The organism is Gemmatimonadales bacterium, assembly GCA_041390145.1.
In the GTDB taxonomy this organism is placed as follows: domain Bacteria; phylum Gemmatimonadota; class Gemmatimonadetes; order Gemmatimonadales; family GWC2-71-9; genus SPDF01.
Window position 1 is genome coordinate 172,972 of record JAWKQM010000007.1, and the last position, 20,119, is coordinate 193,090.

The window sequence follows — 20,119 nt, forward strand, 5'->3', positions numbered from 1 at the left end:
CCATGTCCCGAATGATACAGCACTCCGTCGCGGGCGCCGCGATTCTCGCGGCGCTGGCCGGGTGTGGTGGGGGTGATACGCCGAAGCCGGCCGACAGTTCCCCCGCCGCGGCGCCGGCCGCCCCGCTGATCCTCGTGGTCGGCACCAGCCTGACGGCAGGGCTCGGCCTCGACCCGTCCGAGGCGTACCCCGCCGTGTTGCAACAGAAAATCGACTCCGCGGGCCTCAACTACCGCGTAGTCAATCGAGGCGTGAGCGGGGAAACGTCGACGGGGGCGCGGCAGCGGGTGGACTGGCTCATGCAGCAGCCGGTGGCGATCCTGATTCTGGAAACCGGCGCCAACGACGGCCTCCGTGGCCTCGATCCCGACTCGTTGCGGGTCAACATCGAGGCGATTGTGCGCCGTGCCCGCCAGCAGCACCCACCACCGGGGATCCTTCTGCTTGGGATGGAGGCGCCCCCCAACCTCGGCGCCGACTACACGACTCGCTTCCGCGCGGTCTACCGGGAGGCTGCGGCCGATCTCGACGTGCCGCTCGTCCCGTTCCTGCTTCAGGGTGTCGGCGGGGTCGATTCCCTGAATCAGGCCGACGGCATTCACCCGACGGCGGCAGGACAGCGACGGGTGGCCGATCTGGTGTGGAGAGCGCTGCTCCCCCTGTTGAAGCAGGGGCCACGCTCGTAACCGGGCAAGACCGGATCAGGGAAGGGGAGCGAGGGCGAGCTGGGCGTCGGAAACGGGCACGCTGAGCGTGCCGAATGCGGCATCGGGCGAGCGCGCGTACCGAAGATCGATGAAGTGCACGACCGTCATGCTCCCTCTGCGGTCGACGATGTAGGTCGGGTAGCGGGCCCACCAGAGGAATGTCGCCGCCGCCGGCGTGGAGGCCGCCTGTGCCACCTCGGGGTCGCTTTCCTCGCTAGACGGGTCGCGCTTCGGCCAGTGGTTGCCCGGAACAAAATTGCCCCCGATACGGATGCTCCCCACCAGGTACTGATCGCCTTCATCCACGACCACGTCCCGCAGGATGGGCGTCACCGGGATCGGTGAGGCAAGGACGCGTCGTACCGGCACCCCTCCGGCGACGAGTTCAAACCGAACCTGTGAGGCAGCCAACCGGCCTGCCACAAACATTCCAGTCGTGTACAGGGTTGCCACGGCCAGCGCACCTCGAGCCGGTCGTCGCCAGTCGGTCCGGTGCTGTCGCTCGCGTCGCATGCTCACGAGCACGCCGGTGGCCAGCACCAGCCAGGCCCAGATGTCCACGATGAAGAGCGTGTCGCCGTAGTACCACCGCTCCGAGAACGGCATGAGCCACCGTACTCCGTAGGTATTGAGCAAGTCGAGGAGGGTGTGACTGGCCACGCCGATCGCGGCGAGCCCGGCCAGCGGCCAGAAGCGGGCGCCTCGCTGCTTCCCCACCCGGTCGAATCCGACCATCACCGCCGCGAGCAGAAACGGCCAGAGCGAGAGGGCCAGCACCCCGTGGGTCCACCCGCGCCGAAAGGCGAGCCCGGCGGTGCTGCCCCAGGCGAGGCTGATGACATCCACATCCGGGAGGTTGGCCGCGATGAGGAGGGTCGCGGTGCCGAGCGGGGAGCGCTTCTTCAAACCGGACTGCGCCAGCGCCGCGCCGACCAGGGTGTGGCAGAGGTTGTCCATCAGTCCGGGCTCCGGGGGGGGGCGGCCGCGCGGACCGCGGCCACCAGCTTGGCGGGCGTGAAGGGCTTCTGCAGGAAGGCACCCCACCCCTCGTTCGGTTCCCATCGTCCGCGCGTCGTCTCCGGATACCCGCTGGTAAACAGGACCGGGATCCCGGGTCGCCGGATTTCGAGGTCGCGCGCGAGTTCCACCCCGGAGCGTCCGGGCATCACGACATCTGTGACGAGCAGGTCGATCGGCCCTTCCCACCGGGTGGCGACAAGCATCGCCTCAGCGGCATGCTCCGCCACCAGCACAGTATAGCCCTCCTGCTCGAGGATCCGCTTCCCCAGCCGTCGGACGGCCTCTTCGTCCTCGACCAGGAGAATCGTTCCCGAGGTTCCGGGCGGCTGTGCTTCTCGACGGGGGATCGGTTCCTGCTCCTCGGCGTCGACCTCGGCGTCGACCCGCGGGAGGAAGATCCTGAAGGTCGCCCCCGCCCCCGGTTCACTCGTCACCCGAACAACGCCGCCACTCTGCCGGACGATGCCGTAGACCGTGGCGAGGCCGAGCCCCGTGCCCTGGCCCCGGCCCTTCGTGGTGAAGAAAGGCTCGAAGATCCGGTTCCGCGTCGCGTCGTCCATCCCGATCCCGGTGTCGCTCACGCTGAGCATGACGTAGGGGCCCGCCACGGCGGGACCCGCGTCATCCGGAACGACTTCCGTGTTGGCGGTGGCGACGGTGAGGCGTCCACCCGCCGGCATGGCGTCGCTGGCGTTCATCGCCAGGTTGACCAGGATCTGCTCGATCTGGCCGCGGTCGGCGCGAACCCGGCCCAGCTCGGGATCGAGCGACTGGACCAGCGTCACCTGCTCTCCCAGGATCCGGCGCAGCATCCGGTCGACGTTCGCCACGACGGCGTTCAGGTCGGTCACCTTCGGCTGCAGCACCTGCCGGCGCGAGTAGGCCAGCAGTTGCCGGGTGAGTGCGGCCGCCCGGTTGGCGGAACGCTTGATCTCTTCGAGGTCCTCCCGGTGCGGATCGTCGGCTCCAAGCTCGAGCAGGATCAGTTCGCTGGTGCTCAGGATGGCGGTGAGCACGTTGTTGAAGTCATGCGCGATGCCACCCGCGAGCTGACCCACCGCTTCCATTTTCTGGGCCTGCGCCAGCTGCGCCTCCAGACGCTTCCGCTCGGAGAGGTCGGTCATGATGCCGACCATCCGACGAGGACGGGCATCGGCGTCCCACTCTACGACCCGGCCGCGGTCCAGGACCCAGGTCCAGCCCCCGTCTTTTGCGCGGAGGCGATGCTCGACCTCGTACACCGCCCGCTGACCATCGACATGCGCCTCGCGCGCCCGGTCGACGGCGGCCCGGTCATCCGGGTGGAGCCGGTGCTCCCATTCGCCGATGTCGTTCCCGATTTCCCCTGGTTCAAATCCCAGCAGGAGTGCCCAGCGTGGACTGAACTCGACCTCGCCGGTGCTCAGGTCCCAGTCCCAGGCGGCACCGCCAGCGGCTTCGAGGGCGAGGTCGAGACGTTCGGCGCTCTCCCGCGCGGCCAGCTCGCTTTGCAGCCGCTCCGTGATGTCACGGTAGTTCAGGACGATGGCGCCGATGGCGGGATGATGGAGCCAGTTGACGCCATCCACCTCATAGTGCCGCCAGCTCCCGTCCTTGTGGCGGATGCGATGCGTGACGCGGACGGCCTGTCCCGGCGAGATCAGCGCCTCCTGCATCGTGTGCAGGGCCCCCCTCAGGTCGTCCGGGTGAACGAGTGAGAAGACGCACACTCCGGTCAGGTCATCCTGGGTGTATCCGGTGATCCGGGTCGCCGACGGGGATTGAAAGAGGACCATTCCATCGGCGTCCATCAGCGTGATGGCATCCCGGCTGTTCTCGATCAGGGCCCGGAACCGCTCCTGGTCCGCCTCACGCTGGCGACGTGTCTCGCGCTCAGTCGTGATGTCGCGGGCCACGACGATGACGCTGTCCGGCCCGATCGGCGTGAAGGTGGCGTGGAACCAGCGTGTTTCGCCATCCAGCTCGAGATCGTAGTCGTGCGAGAGCGTGGTCCCGGCGGCGAGGGCATCGCGGATGAGGTCGATGGCCACCTGGGCGCGGTCGGCCGGGAGTACGTCGTGGACGCTCTTCCCGAGCATCTCGGTCGCGGGGCGGACGAGGAGTTCGGGGTGGTTGGGGGCGATCTGCAAGTACCGCCCCTCCCGGTCCAGCATCATCACCAGATCGGGGAGGGCGGTGACGAGGGCGCGCATCTCGGCTTCGGAGCGTCGCAGCGACTCCTGGGCCCGATGGCGCTCGGTGACATCCTCCACCAGGCCATCCATCACGTCTGGTCCGTCGAGACGGATGCTGAGGGAGACGCGTACCGGAGTGCCGTCGGCCCGGTTCATATCCACCTCGAAGTCCCGCACGCCGCCGTCCCGCTTCAGGATGCTCAGCATCCGCAACCGGTCAGTGGGGTCCTGGTAGCGTCGCTCGATCGGGGTGTCGCGCATTTCCTCGAGCGTCCGGTACCCCAGGATGCTGAGCGTCGCCGCGTTGGCTTCGATCGGCCGGCCTTGCATGTCGGCGCGAAAGACGCCGAAATGGGTGTCGTCGAGGAGGCGCCGGAGCCGCCCCTGCAGCTGCTGGGACTGGTTGCGCTCGCGGGCCCAGTCCAGGGCCGAGCGCAGGGCCAGGCCGACGCGATGAGCGTCGTTGGCGACCCGGAGCAGGTAGTCATCCGCCCCGGCCCGCATCGTCTCCGCGATGGTGGTGGGGTCGGCGCCGTCTGCGAGCACGACGATGGCCGCCTCGGGCCACCGCTCTCGCAGGGCGGGCAGCAGGTCCTGCCAGGTGCAATCCGCGAACCTGAGGGCGAGCAGGATCCCGTCGAACCGCGCGGTGTCCGGGAGCGTGGCGACGTCCCCCGCGCCCGCCGGCGCCGTCACGTCGAACCCGCCGGCCTCGGTCAGTGAGGCCGCCAGCAGGTCCCGTTCGTGCTCGTCGTCGTCAATGATGAGCGCCCGGAAGGGAACGGTCATTGAGATCCAGGGTGAGGGTCGCGAGAGGCGACCCATATTCTACACCGGACGGGGGCAGCGCGTCATGCTGGGCGGGCATGGCGGGCAGCGCAGGAGTGGGGAGCCGAAGACGGCTCCTATTGACAGCTTGACACGAAAGATTTAGTGTATCGCAACACCAACACACTGGAATCATGTTCGAACACCTCGATCCGGCCCTGCCGACCCCCCTGTATGCCCAGCTCGCTGAGCGGCTTCGTGCCGCCATAGCATCAGGGGAACTCGTTGCTGGGGAAGCGCTTCCGTCGGTTCGCCAGCTCGCGGTGAAGCTGCGATTGAATCCCGGAACGGTGGTTCAGGCATACCGGGAGCTGGAGCGAAGCGGTCTGGTAGAGCTCCGGCAGGGCTCGGGAACCTACGTGCGCACATTGAGCTCGAGCAGGCGGGCGGCCGAACAGTCAGCGGTTGCGGCGCGGCTCGCCAACGAAATGCTGGCGCGAGGTGTGGGGCTGGGGTTGTCAGGGGAAGACTTGCTGAAGGCGCTCCGAACCGCGTTGGGGGAGGACCATCGATGACGGACACGATTCAGATTCGCGGGCTCTCGTATCAGGTGCAGGGGTTCGCACTCCGGGACTTGAACCTGACGGTGCCGGCGGGCGCGGTGTACGGTTTTCTTGGCCCGAATGGCGCCGGCAAGACCACGACCATTCGGCTCCTCCTCGGCCTGCTGCGTCCGGAAGCCGGACAAATCAGGGTATTCGGCGAAGATGTGCCCCGGGACATCGTCTCCATTCTGGGTCGCATCGGATACGTCCCGGAACGACCCCACCTCTACCCCAACCTGACGGTCGCCCAGGCGGTCCGGCTTCATGCCGCGTTCCATCGGCGGTTTGACCATGCGGCAGCGAAGAACCTTGCCGCCCGATTCGGCCTGCCGATGGACCGCGTCCTCTCCCGTTTGTCGAAAGGGGAAATGGGCAAGGCGATGATCCTCCTCGCGCTGGCCCAGCGCCCTGACTTGTTGGTCCTCGATGAGCCAACCGACGGGCTCGACCCCGTCGTTCGACGCGAGGCGCTGCACGCGATCCTGGACTACGTGACGGAGACTGGCGCCACGGTGCTGATCTCCAGCCACCTCGTTCATGAGCTCGAGCGCTTCTGCGACTGGATTGGCGTGCTCGACCAAGGAACGATTGTGGCCGAGTTGCCGATGCATGATTTCAAATCGGGGCTCAAGCGCCTGCGGGTTACCGCCGGCACCTCACCGGCCGAAGCGCCCTTCTCCGTGATTACGCGGGGCGATGCAGGGATCGGCGGCGAGGTGTGGACGGTGCGCGGATGGCAGCCGGAGATGGCCTCCTGGTTCGGCGATGCGCACCCGCTCAGGGAGGTCATGGATCTGGATCTGGAAGAGGCGTTCGTGGAACTGCTCCGCAGCGCCCGCAACCCCAGCGGCCGGGAGGCGTGATGTTCAGGGCCCTTCTCTGGACGCAGTGGCGCGAGAGCCGGATCGGCGTGCTCCTGTTGGCTGCCATTGCGCTCGTGATTCCGGTGCTCTCGCTCAACACGGTCGGCCCGGCGACCGAACCGTGGCATGCCTGGGACTTGCTGTCCGCTTCCATGCGATGGAGTGCCAGCTACCCGATTGTTGCCCTCGTGGCCGCCGTCGTGCTGGCGACCGGCGCCTGGCGCCCGGATCATCGTACCAAGCATGTCTATGCCCTCGCGCTGCCAATCCGTCGTTCCCGCTACCTCCTGCTTCGCTATGGCGCGGGGCTGACACTCCTCCTCGGCATTGGCGTCGCACTCCTGGCTGGCGCGACCATCGCCGCGCTCCGCGTGACGGTGCCGCCGCTGCTGCACGCCTATCCGGTGGGGCTTGCGCTTCGGTTCTGCATGGCCGGACTCGTCGCGTACACCCTGCTCTTTTCGGTGGCCGGATTGACGCCGAGGGCGGCGCGGTTGCTTGCCGCGTTTCTCCTCCTTCTCATCATCGCGTCGCTCGTGGCGGACCTCCTCGCCCTCGGCTGGAATCCGGTGGAGAGGGCGATGGACGCATTGCTCAGTCCCTATAGCCCGCTCTCGATCTTCCGGGCGCGCTGGATGCTCATCGATGTGTAGGCGTTGGGGGTGGGCCGCGATGATTGCCTTGCTCTGGGCCAATCCCGTGGCCGCACAGGACCAGGCCTCCGCCCTGCTTCGGGTGGAGGCGCAGCTCGACTCAATCGGGCGCGTCGCCGAGCGTCGCGACAGCGTCTTTGCGGCGGCCAGCCGCACCGACACTGCCGTGGCCGGCGGCCTTCGTGTCGCTACGCCCCGGCAGTTCCGACCGCTTGCGCAGGCGGCGGCTGACCAGGCATGGGCGCTGCTCGTGCGCCGGTTCGGGACCTCAGTGACATCGCGGGCCACGATTCCTGTGATCCAATTTGGCGACGCCAGCTCGGCTCCATCGCCGGACGCGGACACGTCAGAGATCGCGAGGTCACTGGAACAGTCGGCTTCGCAGGCGATCTGGCGCCAGCAGGGCGAGGCGTTCACGGAGTGGCTGGGGGGCAACCTTTCGGGAGTTGAGCTGCCCGCGAGCGACAGGGCGATCATCGCCCAGGAGCTGCTGCGCATTCCCGCTCGGCCGAATCGTGCCTGCTACCAGGGAGACGCGGCGGCGTGCGCGGTGTCGCTTGGCCTCCGGGCGGGGCCGGACACCCTCGCGGAGTGGTACCTGCCGGAGGCCTGGCCCCGACTCGCGACGATGGTCGGCGGGCAGCTCTCCGGGCTCGAGACGGTGTCGAAGCAGCAGTGCGAACAAACGGGAGATTCCGCGGCATGCCGCGCGATTCTTACGCCGGCCCATGTCCTGTTGCCGGTCAGCGTCGGAGGGCGGCGCTTTCTCCTGCAGGAGGCGCTTGATGCCGGAGGCGATGGCGCGTTCGAGCGGTTGACGTCAGCAGGAGATCTTGCGCTGGCGGATCGCCTGTCGAACGCCGCGGGATTGCCGCTCGACTCGCTGCTCTCGCGCTGGAGTACCGCAATCCGCGCGGGGGCTCCACATGGTCCCGCACGACCTGCGTGGGAACTGTTTCTGGCTGCAGCCTGGTCCGCCCTGCTCCTCGCGGTGGTGCTCGGAGGTCCCCGATGGCGGTGAGCAATCGGCTCCTTGGCTTCTTGGCCGGACTGGCCGTCGTTCTGGCGTGCTGGTCGCTCTTCGACGAGGCGAGCGCTGTCATGAATGCCCGGCGGTGGACGGCCGAGGAGGACACCCACCGGATGGCGTTGCGGGACTCGGCGTACCGGCTTGGGCTTCAGGTTCGCACTGCGTTGGTGCGCGACCGGGTGGACTCGGCGCTTAAGAGCTATCCGCCAGATGAGGCGCCACCTGTGATTGTCATCGGCAATGAGGCGCCCACGGCCGCCGCACTGGCGGAGAGCTTGTTTGCCACGCTCCCCGCACCGTCCGGGGCAGAACATGCGATGCGATTGGCGATTGTTGAAAGGAAATCGCCAGACAGGTGGCCGGCCGGGACGATCACCTCCTTCGCGTTGCTTCCCTCGACTCCCGCTGACGATGGGTGCACGGTGGTGCGCATCGCCGCATCAAAGGACAGCGCGTTGAGCGGGTTCGAGGCGAGGTACTGGCGGGACGCCCCGTTCGAGGGCGCGGCTGGGCCGTGCTGGTTCCTCACGCGGTTCGGGGCGCCGGGACCAGAGGTCAGGAAGTGGCTGGACTCTCGCTACTGGGATGTGGCCGGCAGCATTCCCCCGAATGATCGGCGGCTGGTTTACGGTGAGGAGGACCTCCGCGACACCGGGGTGTTCGAGCGATTGTTCGGAAGCGTGGCGGCGAAATTCTACGGTGAGTCGGTTACCCTCGAGGGGTGTGCGGGGCGGCGTCCGGAACTGTGCGAGGCGTCGTTCCTCGCGTCGCCCTATCCGGCCGGCCTCCTCCCGGAGGGAGTTGTCGGCAACAATCGCTTCAATGGTTACATGCTCTTTCGAAACGAGGGGTCGCCGTTTGCGTTCTATGCGGTCACCGGTTCGATGCTGGGTGTGCCGCGAGCGGCCTCGGAGGCGCTGCTGGCAATGATGCTCGACGACCTCGGCCCGGCCCGGTTCACGGAGTTCTGGACCAGCCAGGCGCCGGTGGCCGAGGCTTTCGAGTCAGTGGCGGGGATGTCGCTGGGGGACTGGTACCGCATCCAATTGCGGCGCCAGATGGCGGCGGCTGGCGTGTCCGAGCCCCGGGAGGCCACCTTCTGGCCCTCGGCGCTCGGCATCCTGGCCCTGGCATTGGGGACCGTGTTCTGGCGCGCGGGGCGGCGGCAGCTGTTTTAGGCGCTACTTCGCCCCCGGATGACTCAGCGTCCACACGTACGCCGCCACCGCCTTCACCTGGTCCGGATTGATGCCGCTGCCACCCTTCGGCGGCATGGGGACGCCATTGCTGGACTCTTTCTGCGGGACGCCGGTCGTAATCTGCTGGACAATTTCCTCGTACGTGCCCTTGGAGTGGAGCCAGACGTTGTCCGTCAGGTTCGCACCCACGCCACCCTTGCCGTCGATCCCGTGGCAGACCGAACACATGCCCTGGCCCTTGAAGATTGAGGCGCCCTGGGCGACCATGGCCGGGGTGACGCCGGCCGGGAGCGGTGTCGGCGTCTCGGCCTGCGCGTGCCCGCTGGTTGCGGCACACATCAGGAGGGCACTGGCGGTACCAAGGATACGATAGATGAACATGACGACCTTTCTTAGAACGCCGTAGTGAACCCGGCAGTCACGCGATTGAGCTCGTTGTTGAAGTCATAGCCATACTCGCCATACAGCCGGAAGTTCCGGTAGACGAGGTATCCGCCGCCGACAGCGATCGACTCGTATTCGTCCACGCCGACCGGCACTCCGGTCTTCACGTTCAGGACAGGAGCACTCGCATCAATGTAGTTGTACAGCCCGTAGCCGTACCACCGGCTCCCCGCCGGGCGCGCAAGCAGCTCCGCAAACCCACCCTTGGTGTCGACGGTCGCTTCGCCGGGAATGAAGTCCGCTTCCGTGTCCGTCCGGGCGATGTACTGCAGGTTCAACTGGAGGAGCCCCGCCCCGAAGGTGGCGTCGGCGCCCCACATGGAAATGGCGTTGCTCTGGTCCGGGACCCCGTAGGCCTCGCCGTTCTGGTGGCCCGTATACCCCATCAGGCCGAGACGGGCGTGGCTCCCGAGGTCGCGACTGATGTGCCCGAAGAGGTTCTTGTTGGCATCGTTGTCGTACCGGAACAGGTCGTTGGCCGCCGGGATGCCATCGCCGTTGACCAGCGTGCCAGTGATCGTGAACCCGGCCAGATCGGCGGAGGCCATGAAGCCGCGATCATAAGTCAGGTTGGCGGGCTGGAGGCCGACGAGCACCTTGTAGATCGCGTAGTCCATCACTTCCAGCCGAAGTTCCCGCTTGAAGATCGGATCCGAGACCTGGAACTGGCCGACCGCCAGGTCCACCGGCTTGCCGCCGATGTCGTTCCAGTAGATGAACGCATCCTCCACACCCGCCACTTCGCCACGCTCCGCCATCAGGAAGTAGATGTAGTAGGAGAGCTTCTTCCCCAGGGTTCCCCCGGAGAGAATCTTCAACGTGTATGGCATCTGGAAATCGGTGGCCGCTTTCCCGTCCGAATAGAGCTGCGCGTAGGCATCGAGACGGATCGCCAGGGGCAGGCTCGCGGGGAGGGTCAGGAGGTCGTCGCCGGTGGCGATCGTGTCCCGCGGCTCTTCGTCAAAGGCCATGCGGAACCCGTTGCCGGCGAACTGGTTTCCGAAGTCTGTCAGGGCGGGGAAGGGGTTGTGGCAGAGTTGGCAGCTGACGCGGTACTTCCGTGCAAAGGCGGGAATGGCCGCGGCGCTTGTCGGGGCCAGGGTGGTGAGCCCCAAGCCGAGGATGCTCCCAAGTACAGCCTGACGAAATAGCGACATACCCCCTCCATGATGGTTGTCCGGCTGTGGTATGCCGGCCCGCCCTCGCACTCGAAGTGTCACTCAGCTGGAAGAATGGCAGGTCAATCGTGAAGGAATGCCTAATGTGAACTGAAGAGTTGTCCGGGGAGTGGACTCACTCGATGCGGCGCAATTCCACTCGCCGATTGAGTTCTCGCCCCTCGGCAGTCGCGTTGCTGGCCACGGGATCCGCGGGGCCGTATCCCCGAGCGGTCAATCGATCGGCCGGCACCCCGGCCGAGACGAGAAATGCGCGCACCGACTGCGCGCGCTCCAGGGAAAGGCGCTCGTTGAAGGTGCGGCGTCCGGTGTCGTCGGTGTAACCGGCCACCTCAAACCGCACCGCCGGTTCCGCCAGCAATGTGGATGCGGTCGTGCGCAGGGAGGCTTGTGCGCTCGCGGTCAGGGTCGCGCTGCCGGTCGCGAAGGTCACCTCGCGGAGGACCCGCCGTGGGGGGGCGGTCGGGACGGTGGCCGGGCGCGTGCAGCCGAGGGCGTCGGTTGGCGTCCCGGGAAGGGTGCCAGGGCAACGATCCCGCTCGTCGGGTACGCCGTCGCCGTCGGTGTCGGACGGGGGCCCCGGCGCGGGGCAGCCGAACTGATCGACCCCCATACCGGGGCGAGTGGCGGGGCAGCGGTCGAGCGCGTTCGGCACACCATCGCCGTCGAGATCGGCGTTGCAGCCGGTCAGGTCCACGCGTTGCCCCGACGGGGTCCCGGGACACTTGTCGCCCCCGTCGAGTACCCCGTCTCCATCGGAATCCTTCGCGAGCGGGCACCCGGTGGGATCGACCGCCTCCCCCCGCGCGGTGCCGGGACAGCGGTCCTCCTTGTTGGGCACGCCATCCCGGTCGCTGTCGCGCTCGCCGAGCGCGCCGGCGTACATCGAAAGCCCCACCTGCACACCCAGTTCCCATGTCCGGTCGCTGGCCCCGCCCGGAGGGGCGAGGTAATCCCCCGTGGCCTCCAACCGGAGTCCCAGCCGGGGCCCGAGTCCGAAGCGGAATCCAATCAAGGCCGCGATGCCTTCCTCTTTCAGGTCAATCCCCTGGGAATACTGGTTCTTGGTGTAGCCGAGTCCGAAGAGCGCACTCGTCCGTCCGCGCAGGGGAAGGTGCACGAGAAACCGGCCGGTCAGGCCCCGCACCTGCACCGTCACCGAGTCGGGGGTGCTCGTGGCAGCGTACGTGCCGGCCAGCTCGAGGCTCAGCTTCTTTGTCACGAAGAGCCCTGCCTCGCCCCCGACACTGAATCCGCTCGTGAGTGCGAGTGAGTCGGGGAAGGAGCCGTACCGGCCGAACGGTACAAGCTCGACCGTGCCGCCGCGTTGTGCGGAGGCTGTGGGCACAGGGGTGGCAAGCAGCGCAATGGCGGCCAGGAGGGCGCGTCCGGGGGTGGATCCCATGCCGGAAAGATACCGCCCCAAAGGGTGGGCGGGCCACGGAGGGGGCGGCTAGATTAGGGGCCTGATCCGTCGAGCCACTGGGAGTCGTACCATGATAGATGTGAGCACCCGCCAGGGTCGCGCCGCCATTCTGATCCTCCTGCTCGGCATCGGCATCCTCGTGGCGCTGGCTCCGTTCCTGTCCGGGCTGCTCGCCGCCCCCGTCTTCTACGTCATGTTCCACCCGATGTACGGCTGGTTCACCAGGCGGCTGAAAGCTCCGCTGGCCGGTGGCCTCACCGTGACGGTGGCGGTCCTGCTCATCATCGTGCCAGGATCCTGGCTCGTCACGATGATTGTCGGGCAGGCCCAGGATGTGGTCGCACACCTGGTACAGAGTCCCGCCTTGACTAAGCTGCAGTCGCTGACGATTGCCGGCTACGCGGTCGGGCCGGAGCTGGCCAAGATGGGTGAGACGGTGATCGGAGGGATCGGGCGAGGCGCGTTCGCCGCGGTCGGGACCGTGACACTGATGGGTTTCAATCTCGCCATTGCCTTCTTTGTGCTGTACTTCATGCTGGTCACCGAGGGGAAGGCCTGGCTGGCCATTCGCCCCTATATCCCGTTCACCGCAGCAAGCGCCGAGCTGCTACGCGAGCGCTTCCGGGCCGTCACGATTTCCACGGTCATCGGCACCGGGGTGACGGCCAGCATCCAGGGGGTCCTCGTTGGTCTTGCCTTTGCGATCACCGGGCTGCCCAACGCGGCGTTCTGGGGTGTCGTGACCGTGGTCTTCGCCATTCTTCCGGTGGTGGGCAGTGGAATGGTCTGGATCCCCGGGGCATTTGCGCTCTATCTCGAAGGGTCAAATCTGTCGGCTATCGGCATGGTCTTGTTCGGCGCGCTGGTGGTCGGAAACATCGACAATGTCATCCGTCCGATCGTCTTTCGACGCTGGGCCCAGACTCATCCGCTCATTACCATCCTCGGTGCGTTTGCCGGGGTGCGGTACCTTGGCTTGCTCGGCCTGTTGATCGGACCGCTTGCGCTCTCGTACTTCTTTGAGCTCGTCCGGATGTACAACGAGGAGTACGTGAGCCTCAGCGGCGACTCGTCCGCGCCGCCATCGACCCCCGCTTGACCGAATCGGAGCGGCCCTCGACCGCCCGCCTCATCCTGGCGTGGGCGGCGGTCTACCTGATCTGGGGGTCCACCTATCTCGGGATTCGATTCGCCATCGAATCGATCCCTCCCTTCCTCATGGCGGGCTCCCGCCACCTCCTGGCTGGCCTGCTGCTCTTTGGTTGGAGCCGGCTGCGGCAGCGGGCGCCGAGGCCGGGCCGCCAGGACTGGGTCCGCGCCGCCGGGCTTGGCCTCCTCATGCTGGTGACGGCCAACGGGGCCACCACCTGGGCCGAGCAACTCGTCCCGAGCGGCCTGACGGCGTTGATTGTCTGCACGTCGGCACTCTGGCTCGTCCTGCTCAACTGGCTCTGGCTGGGTGCCGTTCGCCCGGGCGCCCGCACGGTCGTCGGGCTGGTCGCGGGATTTGGTGGTGTGGCCCTGCTGGTGGTTCCCGGAAACTTCGCAGGCAGTGAGCACGTGAGCCTGCTGGGGGCTCTGGTGCTGACCGGTGCCGCCTTGAGCTGGTCTGTCGGGTCCATCTACGCCATCAAGCTCCCTCGCCCCGGGTATCCCACGCTCTTCGTCTCCCAGCAGATGATTGTGGCCGGAGTGGTCCTCCTCGTCATTGCGGCCCTCACCGGTGAGTTCAACGGCTTTGCCCCCTCGGCCATCTCCTCGACCTCGGCCAGCGCATATCTCTATCTGGCGGTGTTCGGCTCGCTCATTTCCTACTCGGCCTACTTCTGGCTGATCCGGCACACCACGCCCGACCGTCTCGCCACGATTTCGTATGTGAACCCGCTGGTCGCGGTCATCCTCGGCTGGGCGCTCGCCGGCGAAGCATTGAGCCTGCGCATCCTGCTCGCCGCCGCCATCATCCTCTGCGCCGTCGGGCTCATCACCTCGACACGGATGCAGCCCCGCAGCTGAGGGCGGCTTGCGCCACGGGGGCGATGGTGCACCTTCGAGGGGCGGGGTAATGACCGTGCCGCACTTCTCGCGAGGACAACCCGATGCACTCTCCCCGACTGATCATCGAACTTCCCCCCTGGGTCGACGGGCTCGTCGACTGGCAGCGTCGATACACGCGGGCGGAGGACCGCATGTCGCTCGTCCTCGAGCTGGGGCACGAACAGGTTCGGCGGGCGACCGGCGGCCCGTTCGCTGCGGCGGTCTTTGAGCGCGACCTCGGACGGCTGGTGGCCGTCGGGGTGAACCTGGCCGTGCCGTCGCACAATTGCGCCCTGCACGCCGAAGTGGTCACGCTCATGATGGCGGGGGCCCGGCTGCACAGCCACTCGCTCGGCGCCGACGGGATGCCCCCGCACGAACTGGTCTCCTCGTGCGAACCCTGCGCAATGTGTCTCGGTGCCGTACTCTGGAGTGGCGTGACGTCCCTCGTGACAGGGGCCACCAAGGGTGACGCGGAAGCGATCGGCTATGACGAGGGCCCCGTGTTTCCAGAGAGCTACGCCTACCTCGAGCGGAAGGGGGTCACCGTGGTTCGCGAGGTGATGCGGGCGGAGGCACGCGGGCTCTTTGCCGCCTACCAGGCCGCCGGAGGAGAGATCTACTGATGCGAGAACTGCAGCGCCGCCGTTTGGGGCAGACGGACCTCGAAATTACGAGCCTGGGACTCGGCACCTGGGCGATCGGGGGCCCGTGGGCCTTCGGCTGGGGTCCCCAAGACGACACCGCATCGGTGGCGGCCATCCACCGGGCGGCCGAGCTCGGCATCAACTGGATCGACACCGCCGCCGTGTATGGGCTCGGTCACTCGGAGCGGGTCGTCGGCCGGGCGCTCGGCTCCCTTCCCCTCGCCGACCGCCCCCTCGTCTTCACCAAGTGCGGACTGGTGTGGGACGACGCGGACCGGTCGGCAGAGCCCTCGCGGGTTCTCCGTCCGGACTCGATTCGGCGGGAATGTGAGGCGTCGCTCGTACGATTGGGCATGGAGCGAATCGACCTCTACCAGTTTCACTGGCCGGACGAGACCGGGACGGCCGTGGAGGATTCCTGGGACGTGATGCTGCGGCTCATCGAGGAAGGCAAGGTCCGGTGGGGTGGGGTATGCAATTTCAACGTGGGACTGCTGGCCCGTTGCGCCGGGCGGGGGATGGTGGCCTCGCTCCAGCCGCCGTTGTCGCTCATTCGACGGAAGGTCGCCGCAGGTGAACTCCCCTGGTGCCAGGCGCATGGCGTCGGCGTGATTGCCTACAGCCCGATGCAGTCCGGGCTCCTGACCGATCGCTTCTCGGCTGAGCGGCTCGCCGCGCTTCCGCCGGGAGACTATCGGCGTCGCGGGTCGGAGTTCACACCGCCGCGGTTCGAGGCCAACCTTGCGCTGCGAGACGGCCTGCGCCCGATCGCGGCGCGCCTGGGTGTATCGGTGGGAGAGCTTGCGATCGCCTGGGTGCTCGCCTGGCCGGCAGTGACCGGTGCCATCGTCGGGGCGCGTTCGGCCGAGCAGGTGGACAGCTGGATCGGCGCGGCGGCACTGCGGCTGACCGGGGAGGATCTGGCGGAGATTGCGGAAGTGATTCGAGTCGCTGGTGCTGGGGAGGGACCGACGCGTCCGTAGCAGGTCATCGGCCATCACGAGGTGGCCGTGTCACTTCAGCGACATCAGCCAAGCCGCGGCTTCAGGCGCGACTTCGTGATCAGCCCTAGCGCCCGGGCGGGAAGATGGAGATCGCCGAGCCGACGGCCAGGTGCGTCGAGGCCGGTTGCCTTCCATTCAGCACCGCCCATTCGGGCCCGTACAACGCGGCATAATCCACGTCGAAATCGAGGGTGCGGACTCGTCGGAGCGCCCATTCAGGGTGCTCGATCCGGAGCACGTTCGGCTCGCCCCGCCGGCTTCGACCGTACGCCCAGCGTCGGCCCAGCAGATGATGGGCCGGCGCCTCGGCCGCGGCCGGCACCGAGGTCTGATCCGATGTCATGCGCAGGAAGTACTCCCGCTCCTTCCATTTCCAGCGGTGCTCGACGAGCAGTTCGTCGCCCATGCTGACCGTCCGGCTCTCGATCGGTGCGGCGCGAAATGGTTCGTTGAACCTGAGCCGTCCAACGGCTGCCGCGAGCGGGCTGGGCACCAGTTCGCGGATCGCGACGACGCCTTGGCGGTCCCCTTCCCGCACGTAGGTCCGAAAGTTGATTTCCGGGAAATCCACAAATCCGGGGATCCGACGGCCGCGAATCCTGGTGTCCAGAAAATCGAAGGCGATCAGCGAGACGAGCGCCCGCCCGTCGATCAGGTCCGCTTCCACGCCCGCGGGCAACCAGGGCTCGACCAGCGACGCGTCTACCGCATAGGTCAGGAGCACAAGATTACTCCAGCGCGCGGTGAGAGAGGGGCGCCGACGCTCGGGAAGTCCAGGCGGTGGGGATGTAGTCATAGGAGGTACCAATAGTATACTCCGGTGGAGGTCGGCGGGTGGAACTGCCGCCAAACCGTTGGTTGGATGGATGAGAACTCACCGCTTTCGGGGGGCACATCGTGTGAGCGGCCCTGGGATGATGTCGGTAGGTCGGCGGATGGGACGCTGGGTGTGGGGCGCGATTCGGCGCAGCCTCCGTCCGTCGGGACTCGTGCTCATCTACGACCCTCGCTACGTGGTGCAGCTCGGCTCGATCCCGATGGACCCGCTCCGCGCAGAAATGGTGCTGGCCTTCCTGACGGACGAGGGCATTATCCGGCGACGGGAGCTCCTCCGCCCGCACTCGGCGTCCATGAAGAACCTCCGGCGCGTCCATACCGACAAATACCTGGAGTCGCTGGAGCGCACGGACGTAGTGGAGCAGATCGTCGGGGCGCAGCTCACCGACGCCGAGGCGCAGGGGCTCGTGGATTTCCAGCGGCTAGCGGCGGGTGGGACGGTCCTCGCGGTGGCCACGGCGCTCCGCACCGGGCTCGTCGCCGTGAATCTCGGTGGGGGATTCCACCACGCCGCGTCCAATCGGGGCATGGGCTTCTGCGCCCTCAACGACCTCGCGATCGCCGTCGCCCGGGCGCGCGCCCGCGGGTTCACAGCGCCGATCCTGATTGTCGACCTCGATGTGCACGATGGCAACGGGACTCGCCTGCTCTTCGCAGAAGACCCCTCGGTCCACACCTTCACCATCCACAATCAGGACTGGGCACCCCGAGAGGCCGCCGCGGCGACGGTCATCGCCCTCGGCACGGCGGTGAACGACGCGACGTATCTCAAGACACTCAGGGACGCCCTCCCCCCGGTGCTTGCACAGGTGCGCCCGGGCCTGGTGCTGTATGTGGCCGGCGTCGATCCCGCGTCCGACGACATGGTGGGCGACTGGAACATCACCGCCGCCGGGATGCTCGCCCGGGACCAGTTCGTGATCCAGCAGGTGCGCCCCGAGGGGGCCGAGATTCCGCTGGCGGTCACCCTGGGTGGCGGGTATGGCGGGAATGCCTGGCGGTACACCGCGCGATTCCTGGGCTGGCTGGCGGCGGGCCGCGAAGTGGAGCCGCCGACGAATACCGAGATGCTCATCCGGCGCGCGCAGGAACTCCATCGACTGCTCCGCGATGGCGCGAAACGGCTGCCCCCCTCGGCGGATTGGGTCCTGACGCCGGAGGATCTGGCGGCGTTCTCCCCCGGCGGAAGCTCGGCGCCGCGCCGCCTGCTCGGCCGCTACACCCCACAAGGTGTCGAACTCCTGCTGGAACGGCTCGGCGTCCTGGCCCAGGTGCGCACCCTCGGTTTTGCCCAGCCGACCCTGGAACTGGATTTCCATCTCGACGACTCCGATACCGTCCGGCTCTTCGGCGATGCCGCCAAGACCGAATTGCTGATGGAGATCAGGTTTCGGCGCGACCGGACGAGCCTGCCGGCGATGGAGGTCCTCTTCCTCGAGTGGGTGCTGCTGCAGAACCCTCGCCGCCGCTTCGCCTCCGGGAAGCACTCGATACCCGGCCAGAAGCACCCCGGGCTTGGGCTGCTGCGGGATGTGATGGCCTGGCTGGTCGTGCTTTGCGGCGAATTGGGGCTCGACGGGCTGATGTACATGCCGGCCGGCTATTTCGTCGCCACCTTCGGCAGCCGCTTCATTGACCCCGCGCACCAGGCCCGCCTCGAGGCGATGCGCAGGGCGCTTGCGAGCCTTCGCCTCGTCGAGGCGACCCAGGCCGTCGAAGCCGGGCGGGTCATCGATGCCGCGACCGGCGCCGTTGTGCAGTGGGAGCCGGCGCCGATGGTCATCCCCGTCTCATCCCGGCTCCGGGACCTCGTGGAGGGGCCGGCCTACGAGGAAGCCGTCGAAAAGGCGCTCGAGAAGCTGTCGTACCGGCTTCGACTCCCGGGGTGAGTGCGCCCCCTTGCGCCCGCCCGACCCCGTATTGCATATTTACCCATTATGCAAACTTCACCCGGCGTCGTCGCCTTGGCTTTTTCGGGCGGACTCGACACCTCCTACTGCGTTCCGCGGCTCGCCGAGCAGGGTTGGGCGGTCCACACCGTCTACGTCAACACCGGCGGCGCATCCGCGGAAGAGCGCGAGGCGATTCGACGCCAGGCGGAGGCCGTCGGGTGCGTTGCGCATCATGAGGTCGACGCGCGGGCGCTCGTATTCGACCGGTTTGTCCGGTACCTGATCCAGGGGAATGTGCTGCGGGGCGGCGTCTACCCGCTGAGCGTGGCCGCCGAGCGTACCCAGCAGGCGATCTCGGTCATCGAGGTGGCCCGTGCCATCGGGGCGACGGCTGTCGCCCACGGCTCAACCGGAGCGGGCAACGACCAGGTTCGCTTCGATGTGACCCTCCGCGTCCTCGCGTCCGACCTCGCCATCATCACGCCCATCCGCGACCAGGGCCTCTCCCGCGCCCAGGCCATCAGCTATCTCGAGGCAAGGCATCTGCCCATCCCCGCCAAGGCGGGGGCCTATTCGATCAATGCCGGGCTCTGGGGCACCACCTGGGGTGGCGGCTGGACCCATGACACCTGGGCTGGCCCCCCGGCGGAGTTGCTCGATCCTCCGGCCGATGCACCCGCGCCGCGGGAACTCATCATCGGCTGGGAAGGCGGGCTGCCCGTCGCGATCGACGGGGAGCGGATGGCAGGCGTGGATGTCGTCCAAGCGCTCAATGAACTCGCGGCCGGATATGGGTTTGGCCGGGGCATCCATGTCGGCGAGACTGCGCTCGGCATCAAAGGACGGATCGGTTTCGAGGCGGGCGCCGCGCTCCTGCTGGTCGCGGCGCACCGAGAACTCGAAAAGCTCGTCCTGACCAAGTGGCAGGTGTTCTGGAAGGACCAGGTCTCGACCTTCTATGGCGACCGGCTCCACGAAGGGCAGTACTTCGACCCCGCGCTCCGCGATATCGAGGCCCTTCTGGCGCACTCACAGCACCGGGTCGTCGGCGAAACGCGAGTCCGCATCGCGCCGGGACGCTTCCAGGTGGTGGGCGCGCGAAGTCCCCACTCGATGATGGATGCTCGCGTGGCGACCTACGGCGAGGAAAATCGACTCTGGACGGGGGACGAGGCGCGTGCCTTCGCACGGGTGGCCGCGATTCCCGCGCTGCTCGCCGCCCGTGCCGGCGGGGCCGACTGATGGTCACCACGACGCGGATCCGACTGGACCGAATCAGCTCCTCGACGCGGAACGCCCACCTTTCGGCGGAAGTCATTGTCGGCCAAGAGATCGTGGCCGCCGAAGGGTACGTGCTGGCGGTCCGGCTCCTGACCGACAAGACCTCCTACAACACCGTGGAGGACCTGGCCGGACGCCTGGTGTCGCTCCGGAAGGGGGACATCCTTGCCGGCACGCTGGGAAGTCGGCGCGCACTTCGCGGATATGCCGGGGAGGTGCCGAGCCACATCGCGGTCGGTGACACGATTGACGTCCTCAATCTCGGCGGCGTCCTCGGTCGTTGTACCTCCGCCAATCCCGATATCGGCCCACCGTTTGCGGCGGAGGTGCTCGGCGCCGTGCTCGCCTTTCCGGCCC

The 20,119-nt window shown here is 67.5% G+C and carries 18 protein-coding genes; 12 read left to right on the plus strand and 6 right to left on the minus strand.

Annotation, left to right across the window (positions count from 1 at the left end; all coding sequences use genetic code 11):
- The first annotated feature begins 2 nt into the window (after positions 1-2).
- Complete coding sequence (locus R2910_08215) at positions 3-686, plus strand: arylesterase (protein MEZ4412951.1); 684 nt, start codon at positions 3-5, stop codon at positions 684-686.
- 15 nt (positions 687-701) lie between these two features.
- On the opposite strand, the gene R2910_08220 is transcribed toward R2910_08215, so the two are convergent.
- Together R2910_08220 and R2910_08225 are read right to left on the minus strand one after the other, a co-directional pair.
- The gene (locus tag R2910_08220; GenBank protein MEZ4412952.1) at positions 702-1,664 is read right to left on the minus strand and encodes a metal-dependent hydrolase; all 963 of its coding nucleotides are present in this window, start codon (positions 1,662-1,664) and stop codon (positions 702-704) included.
- Positions 1,664-4,690: a PAS domain S-box protein gene (locus R2910_08225; protein MEZ4412953.1), complete on the minus strand. Its 3,027-nt coding sequence runs from the start codon at positions 4,688-4,690 to the stop codon at positions 1,664-1,666. The genes R2910_08220 and R2910_08225 overlap by 1 nt, the downstream gene beginning before the upstream one ends.
- 550 nt (positions 4,691-5,240) lie before the next feature.
- Here R2910_08225 and R2910_08230 point away from each other — a divergent pair.
- The 4 genes from R2910_08230 to R2910_08245 are packed head-to-tail and all read left to right on the plus strand — an operon-like array spanning position 5,241 to position 8,998.
- A complete protein-coding gene (locus R2910_08230) occupies positions 5,241-6,137 on the plus strand; it encodes an ABC transporter ATP-binding protein (protein ID MEZ4412954.1) in 897 nt (298 codons plus the stop codon).
- Positions 6,137-6,790, plus strand: a complete 654-nt coding sequence (locus R2910_08235; GenBank protein ID MEZ4412955.1) for a hypothetical protein — start codon at positions 6,137-6,139, stop codon at positions 6,788-6,790. Before R2910_08230 ends, R2910_08235 begins: the two co-directional genes overlap by 1 nt.
- A gap of 19 nt (positions 6,791-6,809) precedes the next feature.
- Entirely contained in the window at positions 6,810-7,811 is a 1,002-nt protein-coding gene (locus R2910_08240; protein MEZ4412956.1) for a hypothetical protein, read from the plus strand.
- Positions 7,802-8,998: a hypothetical protein gene (locus R2910_08245; GenBank protein MEZ4412957.1), complete on the plus strand. Its 1,197-nt coding sequence runs from the start codon at positions 7,802-7,804 to the stop codon at positions 8,996-8,998. Before R2910_08240 ends, R2910_08245 begins: the two co-directional genes overlap by 10 nt.
- Positions 8,999-9,001: 3 nt before the next feature.
- On the opposite strand, the gene R2910_08250 is transcribed toward R2910_08245, so the two are convergent.
- The 3 genes from R2910_08250 to R2910_08260 all read right to left on the minus strand — a co-directional run bounded on the left by R2910_08250 (position 9,002) and on the right by R2910_08260 (position 12,046).
- On the minus strand, positions 9,002-9,400 hold the full coding sequence (locus R2910_08250; GenBank protein MEZ4412958.1) for a c-type cytochrome: 399 nt from the start codon (positions 9,398-9,400) through the stop codon (positions 9,002-9,004).
- An 11-nt stretch (positions 9,401-9,411) separates the two neighbouring features.
- The gene (locus R2910_08255) at positions 9,412-10,620 is read right to left on the minus strand and encodes a hypothetical protein (GenBank protein MEZ4412959.1); all 1,209 of its coding nucleotides are present in this window, start codon (positions 10,618-10,620) and stop codon (positions 9,412-9,414) included.
- A gap of 136 nt (positions 10,621-10,756) precedes the next feature.
- The gene (locus R2910_08260; GenBank protein ID MEZ4412960.1) at positions 10,757-12,046 is read right to left on the minus strand and encodes an OmpA family protein; all 1,290 of its coding nucleotides are present in this window, start codon (positions 12,044-12,046) and stop codon (positions 10,757-10,759) included.
- 91 nt (positions 12,047-12,137) lie between these two features.
- Between R2910_08260 and R2910_08265 the strand changes: the two genes are divergently transcribed.
- The 4 genes from R2910_08265 to R2910_08280 all read left to right on the plus strand — a co-directional run bounded on the left by R2910_08265 (position 12,138) and on the right by R2910_08280 (position 15,731).
- The gene (locus R2910_08265) at positions 12,138-13,166 is read left to right on the plus strand and encodes an AI-2E family transporter (protein MEZ4412961.1); all 1,029 of its coding nucleotides are present in this window, start codon (positions 12,138-12,140) and stop codon (positions 13,164-13,166) included.
- On the plus strand, positions 13,163-14,080 hold the full coding sequence (locus tag R2910_08270) for an EamA family transporter (GenBank protein MEZ4412962.1): 918 nt from the start codon (positions 13,163-13,165) through the stop codon (positions 14,078-14,080). Before R2910_08265 ends, R2910_08270 begins: the two co-directional genes overlap by 4 nt.
- Before the next feature lie 83 nt (positions 14,081-14,163).
- Positions 14,164-14,727 (plus strand): nucleoside deaminase, encoded by a 564-nt coding sequence (locus tag R2910_08275; GenBank protein MEZ4412963.1) that lies wholly within the window; start codon positions 14,164-14,166, stop codon positions 14,725-14,727.
- Complete coding sequence (locus R2910_08280) at positions 14,727-15,731, plus strand: aldo/keto reductase (protein ID MEZ4412964.1); 1,005 nt, start codon at positions 14,727-14,729, stop codon at positions 15,729-15,731. Before R2910_08275 ends, R2910_08280 begins: the two co-directional genes overlap by 1 nt.
- Before the next feature lie 85 nt (positions 15,732-15,816).
- On the opposite strand, the gene R2910_08285 is transcribed toward R2910_08280, so the two are convergent.
- A complete protein-coding gene (locus tag R2910_08285; GenBank protein MEZ4412965.1) occupies positions 15,817-16,548 on the minus strand; it encodes a DUF2071 domain-containing protein in 732 nt (243 codons plus the stop codon).
- Positions 16,549-16,687: 139 nt separating this feature from the next.
- Here R2910_08285 and R2910_08290 point away from each other — a divergent pair, with 139 nt between their 5' ends.
- The 3 genes from R2910_08290 to R2910_08300 form a co-directional block, all read left to right on the plus strand.
- Positions 16,688-18,478 carry a histone deacetylase gene (locus R2910_08290; GenBank protein ID MEZ4412966.1) on the plus strand — a complete coding sequence of 597 codons (1,791 nt, stop codon included), beginning with the start codon at positions 16,688-16,690 and terminating at the stop codon, positions 18,476-18,478.
- Positions 18,479-18,526: 48 nt separating this feature from the next.
- A complete protein-coding gene (argG, locus tag R2910_08295) occupies positions 18,527-19,723 on the plus strand; it encodes an argininosuccinate synthase (GenBank protein ID MEZ4412967.1) in 1,197 nt (398 codons plus the stop codon).
- Positions 19,723-20,119: hypothetical protein (locus tag R2910_08300; GenBank protein MEZ4412968.1), on the plus strand; the 397-nt coding region annotated here is incomplete at its 3' end. The genes argG and R2910_08300, both read left to right, overlap by 1 nt.

Excerpts from the sequence above, each read along its gene's own strand:
- R2910_08220 (MEZ4412952.1), bottom strand. The coding sequence starts at position 1,664 with ATGGACAACCTCTGCCACACCCTGGTCGGCGCGGCGCTGGCGCAGTCC.
- R2910_08290 (MEZ4412966.1), top strand. The coding sequence starts at position 16,688 with ATGGGACGCTGGGTGTGGGGCGCGATTCGGCGCAGCCTCCGTCCGTCG.
- R2910_08250 (MEZ4412958.1), bottom strand. The coding sequence starts at position 9,400 with ATGTTCATCTATCGTATCCTTGGTACCGCCAGTGCCCTCCTGATGTGT.
- argG (MEZ4412967.1), top strand. The coding sequence starts at position 18,527 with ATGCAAACTTCACCCGGCGTCGTCGCCTTGGCTTTTTCGGGCGGACTC.
- R2910_08280 (MEZ4412964.1), top strand. The coding sequence starts at position 14,727 with ATGCGAGAACTGCAGCGCCGCCGTTTGGGGCAGACGGACCTCGAAATT.
- R2910_08225 (MEZ4412953.1), bottom strand. The coding sequence starts at position 4,690 with ATGACCGTTCCCTTCCGGGCGCTCATCATTGACGACGACGAGCACGAA.
- R2910_08235 (MEZ4412955.1), top strand. The coding sequence starts at position 6,137 with ATGTTCAGGGCCCTTCTCTGGACGCAGTGGCGCGAGAGCCGGATCGGC.
- R2910_08230 (MEZ4412954.1), top strand. The coding sequence starts at position 5,241 with ATGACGGACACGATTCAGATTCGCGGGCTCTCGTATCAGGTGCAGGGG.
- R2910_08285 (MEZ4412965.1), bottom strand. The coding sequence starts at position 16,548 with ATGACTACATCCCCACCGCCTGGACTTCCCGAGCGTCGGCGCCCCTCT.
- R2910_08245 (MEZ4412957.1), top strand. The coding sequence starts at position 7,802 with ATGGCGGTGAGCAATCGGCTCCTTGGCTTCTTGGCCGGACTGGCCGTC.
- R2910_08275 (MEZ4412963.1), top strand. The coding sequence starts at position 14,164 with ATGCACTCTCCCCGACTGATCATCGAACTTCCCCCCTGGGTCGACGGG.
- R2910_08240 (MEZ4412956.1), top strand. The coding sequence starts at position 6,810 with ATGATTGCCTTGCTCTGGGCCAATCCCGTGGCCGCACAGGACCAGGCC.
- R2910_08215 (MEZ4412951.1), top strand. The coding sequence starts at position 3 with ATGTCCCGAATGATACAGCACTCCGTCGCGGGCGCCGCGATTCTCGCG.
- R2910_08260 (MEZ4412960.1), bottom strand. The coding sequence starts at position 12,046 with ATGGGATCCACCCCCGGACGCGCCCTCCTGGCCGCCATTGCGCTGCTT.
- R2910_08265 (MEZ4412961.1), top strand. The coding sequence starts at position 12,138 with ATGATAGATGTGAGCACCCGCCAGGGTCGCGCCGCCATTCTGATCCTC.
- R2910_08255 (MEZ4412959.1), bottom strand. The coding sequence starts at position 10,620 with ATGTCGCTATTTCGTCAGGCTGTACTTGGGAGCATCCTCGGCTTGGGG.